10 protein-coding genes and 1 pseudogene are annotated in these 12,632 nt (G+C 63.7%); 5 read left to right on the forward strand and 6 right to left on the reverse strand.

The window, feature by feature from the left end; translation table 11 throughout:
• A partial coding sequence (locus VN004_RS14625) for a Calx-beta domain-containing protein (RefSeq protein WP_325611391.1) occupies nucleotides 1–2,602 on the reverse strand: 2,602 nt, incomplete at its 3' end.
• Nucleotides 2,603–2,884: 282 nt separating this feature from the next.
• On the opposite strand from VN004_RS14625, the gene VN004_RS14630 reads away from it, so the two are divergent.
• The 5 genes from VN004_RS14630 (at nucleotide 2,885) to VN004_RS14650 (ending at nucleotide 6,722) form a co-directional block, all read left to right on the forward strand.
• Nucleotides 2,885–3,148: a hypothetical protein gene (locus tag VN004_RS14630; protein ID WP_325611394.1), complete on the forward strand. Its 264-nt coding sequence runs from the start codon at nucleotides 2,885–2,887 to the stop codon at nucleotides 3,146–3,148.
• Nucleotides 3,149–3,353: 205 nt separating this feature from the next.
• Entirely contained in the window at nucleotides 3,354–4,130 is a 777-nt protein-coding gene (locus VN004_RS14635; protein ID WP_325611396.1) for an ABC transporter ATP-binding protein, read from the forward strand.
• Complete coding sequence (locus VN004_RS14640; protein ID WP_325611398.1) at nucleotides 4,127–4,909, forward strand: ABC transporter permease; 783 nt, start codon at nucleotides 4,127–4,129, stop codon at nucleotides 4,907–4,909. Before VN004_RS14635 ends, VN004_RS14640 begins: the two co-directional genes overlap by 4 nt.
• Nucleotides 4,906–5,676 (forward strand): ABC transporter permease, encoded by a 771-nt coding sequence (locus tag VN004_RS14645; protein WP_325611400.1) that lies wholly within the window; start codon nucleotides 4,906–4,908, stop codon nucleotides 5,674–5,676. The genes VN004_RS14640 and VN004_RS14645 overlap by 4 nt, the downstream gene beginning before the upstream one ends.
• Complete coding sequence (locus VN004_RS14650) at nucleotides 5,676–6,722, forward strand: peptidase M29 (RefSeq protein WP_325611401.1); 1,047 nt, start codon at nucleotides 5,676–5,678, stop codon at nucleotides 6,720–6,722. The genes VN004_RS14645 and VN004_RS14650 overlap by 1 nt, the downstream gene beginning before the upstream one ends.
• Before the next feature lie 160 nt (nucleotides 6,723–6,882).
• Here VN004_RS14650 and VN004_RS14655 read toward each other — a convergent pair whose 3' ends face one another.
• The 5 genes and pseudogenes from VN004_RS14655 to VN004_RS14675 all read right to left on the reverse strand — a co-directional run.
• Nucleotides 6,883–7,866 carry a 3-hydroxybutyryl-CoA dehydrogenase gene (locus VN004_RS14655; protein WP_325611402.1) on the reverse strand — a complete coding sequence of 328 codons (984 nt, stop codon included), beginning with the start codon at nucleotides 7,864–7,866 and terminating at the stop codon, nucleotides 6,883–6,885.
• Nucleotides 7,867–8,041: 175 nt separating this feature from the next.
• A complete protein-coding gene (locus VN004_RS14660) occupies nucleotides 8,042–9,133 on the reverse strand; it encodes an NAD/NADP-dependent octopine/nopaline dehydrogenase family protein (RefSeq protein ID WP_325611404.1) in 1,092 nt (363 codons plus the stop codon).
• A gap of 149 nt (nucleotides 9,134–9,282) precedes the next feature.
• Entirely contained in the window at nucleotides 9,283–10,788 is a 1,506-nt protein-coding gene (locus VN004_RS14665; RefSeq protein ID WP_325611406.1) for a long-chain-fatty-acid--CoA ligase, read from the reverse strand.
• Between the two features lie 165 nt (nucleotides 10,789–10,953).
• A complete protein-coding gene (locus tag VN004_RS14670) occupies nucleotides 10,954–12,225 on the reverse strand; it encodes an acyl-CoA dehydrogenase (protein ID WP_325611408.1) in 1,272 nt (423 codons plus the stop codon).
• Nucleotides 12,222–12,632 (reverse strand): annotated as a pseudogene (locus tag VN004_RS14675) (alpha/beta fold hydrolase); the annotation flags it as partial. The gene VN004_RS14670 and the pseudogene VN004_RS14675, both read right to left, overlap by 4 nt.

The following is a 12,632-nucleotide window of genomic DNA, read 5'->3' on the forward strand; positions in this document are numbered from 1 at the left end:
TTGTATTGTGCCACAGCACCTCGGCCTTGCCGTCACCGGTGGAATCGTCGACACCGCCGATTTTCCAGGTGGTGGCCATCGCGCCGAGGTCGAGCTTCTGGGTGGCCTGCGCGCCGTTCATCAGCCAGAGTTGCACCTGGCCGTTATCGTTGTGCCAGAGGATGTCGTCCTTGCCGTCGCCGTTAAAGTCGAAGGCATCCATCGCGTGCCAGCCCGTAGCTTGCGCCCCCGCGCCGACATTGGCGAGCGTCGTGAAGCCATCCATCTGCCACATCGCCACGTTGCCGTTGTTGTTGTGCCACAGCACGTCGGTGTTGCCGTCGCCATTGAAGTCCGACGGAGCGGGATGCAGTGTGGTCGCGGAAACCGACTTGTTCGCGGACCAGACATTGCCATCGAATGCGCTGGCCCAGAGGGTCTCGACACCGCCATTCACGCCGCCGACATAGCGCACGGTTCCAAGATCGGCCGCGTCGACAATGATCCACTGACCCGAGGCCTGCGTGACACCCTTGACCGTGAGGAAGCCGCCGCCGTTGCCTTCATCCCAGAAGGCATACTTTGTGATGGTCGAATTGCCGTCGAGGTCCTGGGCCGAGAAGACCGAGGAGGCCGCGACTGACGCGCCGGCCGCCTGCTTGAAGTTGTTGCCGGTCACGGTCGGTGCGTGGTTGGCGTCGTCATTCTGGATCGTGCCGACCCCAACGCTGTCCGCGATCGTCGCGCCATTGGTCGCGTTCGAGAGATTGACGTTGAAGGTTTCGTTTGCCTCGAACTTGGTATCGCCGTTGATCGTGACCGAAATGGTCTTCTGGGTTTCACCCGCGGCGAAGCGAACGACACCGGAGGTCGCGACATAGTCCTCGCCTGCGGTCGCGGTGCCGTTGCTGGTCGCGAAATTCACGTCGAAGGCGGCGGTGCCGCCGGAACGCGTGAGCGTGAAGGTGAGAACCTTGGTGCCGGCATCGCCCTCCTGGATGCTCCGATCATCGATCACGACCGAACCCGCGACCGGCTGGACGTCGTCATTCAGGATCTTGCCGACCGCGAGGCCGTCGGCGATCGTCGCGCCATTCGTGGCGTTCGAGAGATTGACGTTGAAGGTCTCGTCGCTCTCGAACTTTGTATCACCATTGATCGTGACCGAAATGGTCTTCTGGGTTTCACCGGCCGCGAAGTGGACGACACCGGACGTCGCGACATAATCCTCGCCCGCAGTCGCGGTGCCGTTGCTGGTTGCGAAATTCACGTCGAAGGCGGCGGTGCCCCCGGAGCGCGTGAGCGTGAAGGTCAGAACCTTGGTCCCGGCATTGCCTTCCTGGATGCTCTGATCGCCGATCACGACCGAACCTGCGACCGCAGCCGCAGGTGTCTGGTTCCTGAGTGAGCTGTAGGACACGATTGTCCCGCCGAAGTTGACGAGTTCGACATTGGTGATGGTGTCGATGCCGTCAGGCGAGCCGGCACGCGTGTCCTCGATCGTCGCGGTGTTTCCGTTGACGATGATCTTGTAGTAGGACTGCTGGCCGGAAAACACGACGGTATCGGTGCCGGCACCGCCGTCGATGATGTCGTTGCCGCCGCCGCCCGTCAGGATATTCGCACCGGCATTGCCGGTGATGACGTTCGCGAGGTTGTTGCCGGTGCCGTTGATATTCTGGATGCCGATCAGGCGCAGGCCCACCGCGCCTTCATTCAGCGTGGTGTTGGCATTGGCGTAGATCTCGTTGCCGTTGACCAGATCCATCTTGGCATTCAGTGCGCCTGCTTCGATGGTCGCCGAGACGTCGCCCTTTCCGGCGCCGGAGAATGTAACCCTGAACGTGCCTCCGTCCTCGCCGACCGACCAGCCGCCGCCTTCGCCGGTCCGATCGCTGCCGATCACCGCACCGGTGGTGGCGTTGCGCAATGTCACAGTGACGTTGCCGACCGCTTCGCCCAGGCTGTAGAAATTGTCCTTATTTAAGTCGTTGTAAACAGCGCCTGTCACAAACGACTTGGTGCTGTTATTTCCGAAATTCTGGGTCTGGAAAAACTGCACGTCGATGCCAGGCATGCCGTTCAAGGTCGGATGGGTCGTGATCGCCGTGGCGCCGATACCCACCTCCTTATAGGACGGGTCCAGCATGGTGAGGCGGTGCCCCCCGGCTTCGCCAAAGACGTCCGGACCGGGCTTGTCGTTGAACAGCCCCAGATGGTTCTTCACGGCCAGCCGCGCTACGATGTCCTGCTCGGTCGGAAGATTCGCTGCATTGAAGTTGAAGGCATTCTCGCCGGCACGGCCGATATTCTCTGGCCGGCTGACGTTATTGTTGAGGTAGCCGGCATTCTTGATGCGCGACGCCGGATCGAGGTCCCCGATCCCTTCGTGTTGAACGTTGTTCTTCAGAATCATCTGCGCGGTATGGCCGACCGCGGCAGCGGTGAGCTGATTATTGCCGGCAAGGACCTGCTTTGGGTCTGCCGTGATGGTGCCCGATCCCGGCAGGATGAAATCGTTCAGCGTCGTGAGACCGGCGCGTTGCATCTCCGCAAGCGGGTCCATGCGCGCCCGGTTGATCAGTTCGAGTTCGAGCTGCGCGAGCTGAGTAAGCGTGGTCACGATCCGTCTCCATCAATCCGATTTTCAGACTTCCGGAGATCGTCCCCCCGGCTGCCCCAGTCGGGGCCTCGGGTATTGGTAGCGGCCGCATTAAAAATGGTTCACGGGCGCCCAGCCGCGCGGCGTGATAGCCGGCGTAAGGATACGCACTGCAAATGGCGGGACGCGCTCAGGCGCCGTTTTCGGACCGAAACCGCCTTCTTTTGAACCTTCAAGGCGCTTGGGGCGACAAGCCATAAGGGGCCGGAGGGGCCTTCCCATTTGCAAGCCTGAGGGGACATCATGCTTCGCATTGTCATCGCGACCTGCCTGATATCGGTAAGTTCGGCCTGCTTCGCGCAGGTCGTCCAGGAGGTAAAACCCACGACACTCGGTGGCGGCTGCGAAGCGCCGGCGAATATCCTGGCGCCGAAGCTTGCGACCTGCACCCTTGCCGACAACAAGGCACGGGTCTGGTGCCCGAACGGAAAGGTCTTCGAGCGGCGTGGCTTCGACATTCAGCCGGCGCTGGCGCGCTCGATCTGCGGGCTCAATCAGGCCCTTTAGCCCACGTTTTTCGCGGCGGAGAGGCCGGTGCTTGCCGCCCCTCCCACGCCCCGCTATCGTGCCCGGATATCGTCATTTCCAATCAAGTGACGCGCGAAATACAGGGGCCGTCGCCTGCGACGGGAGTGATTTTGCTTTGCGGGGGTTCGCGTTCCGCGAGCAGGACAGCAGAGATGCCTACCGATGCCCGATTTTTGGCTGCGACATGATCTCGATTGAAGGCCTGTCAAAATCCTTCGACACGCAGCGCAACCGGCCACATCTCGCGATCACCGATATCGACCTGAAGGTGGGGGACGGCGAATTTGTCTCGATCCTCGGGCCTTCCGGCTGCGGCAAATCCACCCTTCTTTACATCGTCGGCGGCTTCGTGCCGCCCACCACCGGCGCCGTGCTGGTCGATAACAAGCCGGTCGAGGGGCCAGGCCCGGACCGCGGTCCGGTGTTCCAGGAATTCGCGCTGTTTCCATGGAAGACCGTGCTCGGCAACGTGATGTACGGCCTCCTCGAGCAGGGCGAGAGCCGCAAGGCCGCGGAAGCCCGCGCCCGCGAGCTGCTCGCGATGGTCAATCTCTCACGCTATGCCGATTTCTATCCGAAAGAATTGTCGGGCGGAATGAAGCAGCGCGTCGCGATTTGCCGTACGCTCGCTTATCGGCCGAAAATTCTTCTCATGGACGAACCGTTCGGGGCACTCGACGCGCATACGCGCGTGAGGCTGCAGAACGATCTGCTCGACATCTGGGAGCGTGACCGCAAGACCGTGATGTTCGTCACCCACAGTGTCGAAGAGGCGGTATTTCTGTCCGACCGGGTGATGGTGATGACCCGTTCGCCCGGCCGCATCAAGGAGATCATCCCGATCGATCTGCCGCGACCGCGCCACCGGGCCGAGCTGCTCGTCAATCGCAAATACCAGGATTACGTCGTCGACATCGAGAAGATGATGGACAATCCGACCGACGAGGCCGCCTCGTCGTGAAAAATCTCACTGCCATTCCCGGCGTGCCGCCCCTGATCGCGTGTTTCGCGCTGCTGCTGGCGTGGGAAATCGGTGCGCGGCTGATCGCGCTTGAATCACTGCCGACTGCCTGGGAGACATTGCGGGACCTGCCCACGATCCTCACCGACAAGCAATCGCTCTACGACATTCTCTCGTCGGTCCGCCGGATGGCGGTCGGCTTCGCCCTGGCCTTCCTGTTCGCCGTTCCCATCGGTCTGATGATGGGGCGCAGCAAGACGGTCGCGGCCTTCTTCAATCCGCTCTTCATGATGATCTATCCGGTGCCGAAGGCGGCGCTGATGCCGATCATCATGCTGTGGCTCGGGATTGGGGAGGCCTCGAAGACGCTGGTGATCTTCCTCGGCGTATCGCTGCCGTTGATCTACCACACCTACCAGGGCGCGCGCGCCGTCGGCGAGAAGCTGCTCTGGTCCGGCGCCGCGATGGGCATGACCGCGCGCGAGCGGCTGTTCCGCATCGTGCTGCCGGCCGCCTTGCCGGAAATCATGGTTGGCTGCCGCACCGGGCTGGTGCTGGCGCTGATCACCATGGTGACCAGCGAAATGATCGTGCGGCAGGCCGGCATCGGCAATCTGTTGTTCAACTCGCTGGATCTCGCCCAATACAACACGGTCTATGCGACGATCGTGATCGTGGGGGCGCTCGGTTTCGTGCTCGATCTCGTGTTCGAATGGCTGCGCGGGATCGTGGTCGGATGGGCCGATCCGGTGCATGAGATTGCGGTTGGTTCGGCATGACCGTGGGACGCCGCATCTCCGAGCTCGTGATGGGGCTGATCCCGATCCTGCTCCTGCTCGCGCTCTGGCAATCTCTGACCAGCTTCAACGTCGCGCCGCCGAGCCTGTTGCCGCCGCCCGGCGCAGTCTTCGCGCGCGTTTTCCAGCTGCTTGGCGATCCGGCGTTTCTCGGACATGCCGCGACCACGCTGTACCGGCTGTTCTGGGGATTCGGCCTTGCGGTCATTGTCGGCGTGGCGCTCGGTATCGCGGCGGCGGGGAGCCCGGTGATTGGCGCGCTGCTGCGTCCGGTCATCCGGATCCTGGCGCCTTTGCCGAAGATCGCGCTCTATCCGGCTTTCATCCTGACGCTCGGCTTCGACCATTCCTCCAAGATCGCGCTGGTCTTTGCCGACGCGCTGTTTCCGATCCTGCTTGCGACCTATCAGGGCGCCATTTCGGTCGAGCCCAAGCTCGTCTGGTCGGCCCGTGCGATGGGCGTGAGCCGCCTCAAAACCCTGTTCACGGTGGTGCTGACCGCGGCGCTCCCCTCGATCCTGACCGGATGCCGGATCAGCCTTGTCATTTCGTGCATCGTCGTCTTCCTGTCGGAGATGATATCCTCGACCGAGGGACTCGGGCACCTTTTGGTCCGGGCCGCGCGCAACTTCCAGACCGTGGACATGTTCGTGCCCATCATCGCGATCTCCGCGCTCGGCCTGATCCTCAATGCGGGATTCAATGCGCTGCGGGCCTGGCTGTTGCGGGGATTCCCGGAGGAAAACTGATGTTTGCGGACCGGATCGAAGGCAAGTGGATCGACGCCTTCTGCGAACTCTTCGAACGATGCGCGGTGAAAAAGGGCGACACCGCTGCGATCCTGTCCGAAACGCAGTCGCGTCAGCTCAATGTGCAGCTCGCCGAGCTGGCGCTGCTGCGCCTTGGCGCGCGGCCCTTCCATGTCGTGGTGCCGACACCGCGCAATGAATATCCGGTGCCGATCCGCTCGACCGGCGCGAGCGTTGCTATCGGCAAGCTCACGCCGGTGGTGTCGGCCTTGCAGCAGGCCGGCTTCGTCGTGGATTGCACGCTCGAAGGCCTGATGCATGCGCCGGAGACGCCGGACATCCTCAAGGCCGGCGCCCGCATTCAGGTGATCTCCAACGAGCATCCGGAAGCGCTGGAGCGCATGCGCCCCGATCCCGCGCTCGAGACGCGGGTGCGGAACGCTGCGCGCATGCTGCGCGGAGCAAAGCGCATGAAGGTGACCTCCGAAGCCGGCACCGATCTCGACGTCGACATGGCTGGCGCGCAGACCGTCGGTGTCTGGGGCTGGACCGACAAGCCAGGCACGCTCGCGCATTGGCCGGGCGGCATCGTCGTCAGCTTCCCCAAGGCGAAGTCAGTGAACGGGCGCCTCGTGCTCGACCGCGGCGACATCAACCTGACCTTCAAGCGCTACATGGTCGATCCGATCCGCCTCGACTTCAAGGACGACTACATCACCGATATCGTCGGCGAAGGCACCGATGCGGAGATGTTCCGTCAATATCTCTCCGCCTGGGGCGACCGCGAAGCCTATGCTGTGTCGCATGTCGGGTGGGGCATGAATCCCGGCGCGCGTTACGAGGCGCTCGCGATGTACGGCCAGCGCGACACCAACGGCACCGAGATCCGCGCCGTTCCCGGCAATTTCCTGTTCTCGACCGGCGCGAACGAATTTGCCGGGCGCTACACCGCGGGCCATTTTGATCTGCCGGTGATGAAGACTACGATCACGGTGGACAACACCGTGGTGGTCAAGCGCGGCGTGCTGCAGGACGTGTTCGGGTAGGTCGGCAGCCGCGCACTCTCTTCACCTCTCCCCTCGGGGGAGAGATCAACCGAGCGAAGCGAGGTCGGGTGAGGGGGCTTAACGGACAGTCTGTAACCCCTCACCCCAACCCTCTCCCCCAAGGGGAGAGGGAGCAGACCGCATTCGGGGAGAAACGAAGCTACACCACCGGCGGCTTCACCAGATCGAAGTGCCGCAGCATCGCAACGAAGGCGCGCAGCCGGTCGGCTCGATAGGCATCCACGTCCATCCCCTCGTAATTCAGAAATCCGCGCTGCGTCTTCAGGCCGATATGCCCGGCCTCCATGTTGCGCGCGATGATCTCCGGCGAGGCATAGCGCTCGTTGCCCAGCGCGTTCGTCAGGTACCGGCTCGCGTAATAGAGAATGTCGCCGCCGCCCCAGTCGATGAACTCAAGCATGCCAAGCACGGCGAAGCGAAAGCCGAAACCGTATTTGATCGCCTTGTCGAGGTCTTCCGCCGAGGCGACGCCTTCCTCCACCATGCGCGCGGCTTCGTTCATCGCCAGCGCCTGGATGCGCGGCACGATATAGCCGGGCGCAGCGGCACAGACGACAGGCACCTTGCCGATGCCTTCAAGGAGCGCCTTAAGCCGCGCGGTGACCGCGGGATCGGTCGCCTTGCCGGGCGACATCTCGACGAGCGGCACGAGATAGGCCGGGTTCAGCCAATGCGCATTGAGGAAGCGTTCGGGGTGTTCGATCGCGCCGGAAATGTCGTCGACCAGAATGGTCGAGGTTGTGGAAGCGATGATCGGGGCGGGGCCTGCGAGTCTCGAGGCCCGCGCCAGCGCCTCGCGCTTGAGGTCCAGCACCTCCGGTACGCCTTCGAAGATAACCGCAGCGGAGGAGAAGGCCGCCTGCGCGCCGCTTTCCGGCAGGATGGTGACGCGCTTCAGGATGGTGTCGATCTGCGCCGGATCGAACATGCCGAACGCGGCGAGCGAGGCGAGCACGGTGCGGATTTCGCCGAGCGTTTCGGCTTCGAGCTTTGCGAAATCCTCCGCGCTGCGCGGCTTGAAGTCCACCACCTGCACCGGATGGCCGGCATAGGCGAACACGACCGCAATGCCGCGGCCCATGCGCCCGGCGCCGAGACAGGCGATGGGGTCGCGTGCTGTCATGATTGCCAGCCCCAACGAAGGTTCCGTGTCCCGGGCGCAGCGCAGCGTGAAACGGTGCGCTGCAGAACCGGGACCCACACTGTCATTCGCACGGGTCCCGGCTCAGCGACGCACCATTCCGCTTCGCTCCATGGAGCGTCGCGTCCGGGACACGAGGTCGGTGTGTTGTTGCGCTTCACCTGAATCCGTCCCGCAGCAACGCCTGCAGCCCTGGCTTGTCGTATTGCCCGAGCCCCATGCCCTTGAGCGTGCGTCCCGTGACCATGAAGTCTTCGCCGACCACCGCGCCGCCGATCGACAGGAAGGCACGGGCGAGCGGCGTCGGCACGCCTGCAATCTCGCCGGCCGAAATCAGGAAAGAGAGGCCGGTGCGCACGTCTTCCAGCATGTAGCGATGCTGCGTCAGCACGATCTTCTCGCGCCAGTCGCCCGAGTCGGTGAGCCGGTCGTGAGAGCCGCGGCCATACATCCACTCGTCGCCTTCCTTCGCATAGTGATCGGCGAGCGGAAAATGCGGCGCGCCGTAGCCGAAGGCCTCGCGCACCGCGATGCGCTCGTTGTCGAGCGCGGTGGTGACGCGCCGGATTGCGGGCTGCGTGCCCTCCTTGTGGATGTCCCACTTGTCGAAATGCTCGAGCGGGCCGGCATTCATGGTGATCAGCGGTGGATGGATGATCGGTCCGGCATTCATCAGCGCGCCGGATAGGGCATCGCCGCAATCCTCGATCACGTTCGGAAAGGCCTGCCCGATCACCGACAGCGCGTGGTCCTTCAGCGTCAGCGGAAATACCCCGGTCGGCAGGCGCTTCGCGCGCACGGTGATCGCGGCCTCGAACGGGCCGTGCTTGCGCGTCAGCCAGGGCAGGGTGCCGGTTTCGGCGAACGCCACCTTCGCCCTGTTGCCGGCGTCGTGCGCAGCTTTTGCAAACAGCAGCGAGCCGAAGGTGCCGGGCGGCAGGAACACCACCTGTCCGTCCTTGAGATGCGGCGCCAGCGCGTTCGCGATATCGGGCTGTGCGTGCGCCGGCGCGGGACACAGGATCAGCTCGGCATCGCGCACGGCTTCGGCAATGTCGTTCGTGACAAGCGACAGCTTGGCGACGCGCTGGCCGGAGAAATCCTTGACGAGGATCGCGGAGCCGGTGGCCTTGTGCTCCTCGACCGCGGCCTGGTCGCGCCGCCACAGCCGCGTGTCATGCCCCGCCAGCGCGAAATCGCCCGCCGCTGCGAATGAGCCGTTGCCGCCGCCCAGAACTGCAATGCGCATTTTAAACTCCGGTTTCATGTCCCGGGCGCTGCGCAGCGCGAAGCGGTGCGCTGCAGAACCGGGACCTATTCAAATCAAATATCTGGGTCCCGGATCTGCGGTGCATCATTTCGCTCTGCTTCATGCTGCACCGCGTCCGGGACACGAGGTCATTGCTGCTCCCGCAGCATGAAATGCTGCACCTTGCCGAGCGCGGTGCGCGGCAGCGAGTCCACGAACACGATCTCACGCGGGATCTTGAAGCGCGCGAGATGCTTGCCGACGAAGGCTTTCACCTCGTCGACGGTGATGGTCATCTCCTTGTGGCAGACGATGTAGGCGACCGGTACCTCCTGCCATTTCGGATCGGGACGTCCGATCACGGCAGCTTCGGAAATGCAGGGATGATCGTGCAACACACGCTCCACTTCGGCGGGATAGATGTTCTCGCCGCCGGAGATGATCATGTTCTTCTTGCGGTCGTGGATATAGAAATAGCCGTCGGCGTCGCGCGTGCCGACGTCGCCGGTATGATACCAGCCGTCGCGCAGGGCTTCCGCGGTCGCTTCGGCATTGCCCCAATATTCGTAGAGCACGTTCGGCCCGCGAACCACCACTTCGCCGGCAACGCCAGGCGGCACCTCGTGGCCGGCGTCGTCCACAGTTCTGGCCTCGCAATAGAGACCCGGCAGCCCGGTCGAGGTCAGCCGCGAGAGATCGCCGCCGACACGAGTATAGACCGCGACCGGTCCGGTTTCCGTCGAGCCGTAGATCTGGATCACCGGCACCCCGCGCTCCATGAACGCCTTGATCAGCGGCACCGGTATCAGGCTCGAGCCTGCGGCGATGGCGCGGAGCGACGAGAGATCGGTCGAAGCAAAGAGCGGGTGCTGGATCAGCGCCTGCATCACCGCGGGGACCATCACGATCAGGGTCGGCCTGTCCTGCACGATCGACTGAAGCGCGGCATCAGGCACAAAGCGCGTGTGGATCGTGACGGTCGCGCCAAGTTGCACCGCGGGCGTTGTCTGGATGTTCAACCCGCCGACATGGAACATCGGCAGGAAGGTGAGGATGTGATCGTCGGCGCGCATGTCGTGCGCGTGATGGCTCATCAGCGCATTCCAGAGGAGGGCTTCCTGCCGCAGGACCGCGCCCTTGGGGCGGCCGGTGGTGCCGGACGTATAGACGAGAAGGAGAGGGTTCGAGGTGTCGGTGTGCGGATTGCGGCCGTCGCCTGATCCCGCGGCAAGGAGTTCGTCGAACGAGGGCGCACCGTCCGGCGTGTAGTCCAGCCCGATTACCTTGAGGTCCGGCAGGTGCTGCGCGAGCTGCTCCACGACCGCGCAGAATTCCTTGTCCACGATCAGCACTTTCGCGCCGCTATCGGACAGGATGTAGAGCTGTTCGGGAACGGCGAGCCGCCAGTTCAGCGTCACCAGCATCGCGCCGAGGCGTGCGCAGGCATAGAGCGTGACGAGATAATCGGAGTGGTTGGCGGCAAGGATGGCGACGCGATCACCGCGTCCGACGCCGAGTTCGGATTTCAGCGCACGTGCGGTTTGCACGATGCGGTCGTGAAACGCGGCGTAACTGAGGATGCGCTCGCCAAAGCGGATCGCGACCTTGTCAGGCGTGAAGTCGGCATTACGCGCAATGAGATCAGAGAGGTCCATGACGTCGTCTTAGATCACGCGCAGGAACTGCTCCCTCCCCCTGAAAGGGGAGGTCGGCGAGTGAAGCTCGCCGGTTGGGGGTCTTGTTGATGATTGAAAGCGGACCCCCACCTTAACCCTCCCCCTTCAAGGAGGAGGGAATCCGTCGGAGTGCGCGGCAAAGTCTCACTCATCCTTCTCGCCCGGCTCGTACAGCGTTTCCTTGCCGAGGCGGTCCATGCAGATTTCCGCGGTCCAGGGCAGCATCAGCGAGCCGCAGCGGCTGTCGCGATAGATGCGCTCGAGCGGCAGGCTCTTGAGCATGGCCTGGCCGCCGCAGGTGCGAATGGCTTTGACGGCCAGCGCGTTGGCGTTTTCCATCACCGTATATTGCGCGCAATAGGCGCGCATCACGGAGTCCTTGGACGGATTGGGCCGCGCCTCGCTGATGGTCTGGAACCAGATCGCCTTGGTCTGTTCCAGCATCAGCTTCATCTCGGCGACAGCAAGCTGCTTGGTCGGAAACATGCGCCGCTTCACCGGCGGCATGCCCGGCACTTCGCCGCGAAGATACGCCACCGTGAAGTCGTAGGCGGCCTGCGCGAGACCCATATAGGTCGGCGTCAGCGTCAGGAACATGTGCGGCCAGCGCAGCACGGCCTGATAATAGACGCCGGGCGGCATCAGCGCGGCGTCTTCCGGTACGAACACATCCTTGAAAATCAGCGTGCGCGAAACGGTGCCGCGCATGCCGAGCGGGTCCCAGTCGCCGGTGACGCTGACACCCGGCGCGTTCGCGGGGATGCCGAGATACAGCGTGTTGCGGCGCATCGCCTCTTCGCCCTCGGCCCGCCGCGTGCACAATGCGCCGTAATAATCGGCGGAGCCGGACAGCGAGGCGAAGATCTTCTTGCCGTTGACGATATAGCCGCCGTCGACCGGCCTTGCCTCGGTGCCGAATGCGACGGCGCCGGCGGCCGCTGCGCCGCCTTCGGAGAAGGGCTGTGCATAGATCGCGCCATCGCGCAGGATGCGCTGGTAATGCACCTCGCGATATTTGAGATGCTGCGCGCGGATGTCCGCCGGCATGTCCATCTCGTCGGAGATCGGCCCCGACCACAAGGTCGAGCAGACATGCATGTTCCAGGACAAGGCGGTCGCGCCGCAATAGCGGCCGAGCTCGGATGCGCACAGCGCGTAGGTCTTGTAATCGGCGCCAATGCCGCCGGAAGATTTCGGAATGCAGATGCCGAGCAACCCTTCCGGATGCATGTCGCGGAAATTCTCGATCGGGAAGGTGGCGTCGCGATCGTGCTGGGCGGCGCGCGGCGCGAGATATTGCTTTCCGAAGCGGCGGCTCTTTGCGATCAACTCGCTCTGAAAATCGTTCAGGCCGAAAGCGTCGGGTGCGAAGAGCGGCGCGTCGGTGTCCACCTTGTCCAAGTCGATCGCGTTCATCCGGCACTCCGTTCCGTTGTGTCGCTCGCGTTCAGGTTGCGCAGGAAGCCGAGCACGGCCGCATCGAACGCGGCCGCGTTCTCCAGATTAGGGAGGTGGCCGAGACCGGGCAGACCAACGAATGTGGCGCCGGGAATCTTCGCCGCCATGCGCTGCATCATTGCGGCCGGGGCGTTGGTGTCGAGCTCGCCGACCAAGCACAGGGCCGGCACTCTGATCTGCCCGAGATTGGCGCGTTCCTCGAACGTCACGATCGCCTCGACGCACGCCTTGTAGGTCGCGGCCGGGACCGCGGCCATCGAGGCGATGGCGATGTCACGTCCCTTCGGATCGGCATTCGGGCCCATGATTTCATTGATCATTCCGGCCGCGAGCTGCGGCATGGTCTGGCCCGAGCGGAGCGGGGC

Origin of the sequence: Pseudorhodoplanes sp. (genome assembly GCF_035565855.1) — a bacterium.
In the GTDB taxonomy this organism is placed as follows: Bacteria; Pseudomonadota; Alphaproteobacteria; order Rhizobiales; family Xanthobacteraceae; genus Pseudorhodoplanes.

Excerpts from the sequence above, each read along its gene's own strand:
- VN004_RS14630 (WP_325611394.1), top strand. The coding sequence starts at position 2,885 with ATGCTTCGCATTGTCATCGCGACCTGCCTGATATCGGTAAGTTCGGCC.
- VN004_RS14635 (WP_325611396.1), top strand. The coding sequence starts at position 3,354 with ATGATCTCGATTGAAGGCCTGTCAAAATCCTTCGACACGCAGCGCAAC.
- VN004_RS14645 (WP_325611400.1), top strand. The coding sequence starts at position 4,906 with ATGACCGTGGGACGCCGCATCTCCGAGCTCGTGATGGGGCTGATCCCG.
- VN004_RS14650 (WP_325611401.1), top strand. The coding sequence starts at position 5,676 with ATGTTTGCGGACCGGATCGAAGGCAAGTGGATCGACGCCTTCTGCGAA.
- VN004_RS14655 (WP_325611402.1), bottom strand. The coding sequence starts at position 7,866 with ATGACAGCACGCGACCCCATCGCCTGTCTCGGCGCCGGGCGCATGGGC.
- VN004_RS14660 (WP_325611404.1), bottom strand. The coding sequence starts at position 9,133 with ATGCGCATTGCAGTTCTGGGCGGCGGCAACGGCTCATTCGCAGCGGCG.
- VN004_RS14665 (WP_325611406.1), bottom strand. The coding sequence starts at position 10,788 with ATGGACCTCTCTGATCTCATTGCGCGTAATGCCGACTTCACGCCTGAC.
- VN004_RS14670 (WP_325611408.1), bottom strand. The coding sequence starts at position 12,225 with ATGAACGCGATCGACTTGGACAAGGTGGACACCGACGCGCCGCTCTTC.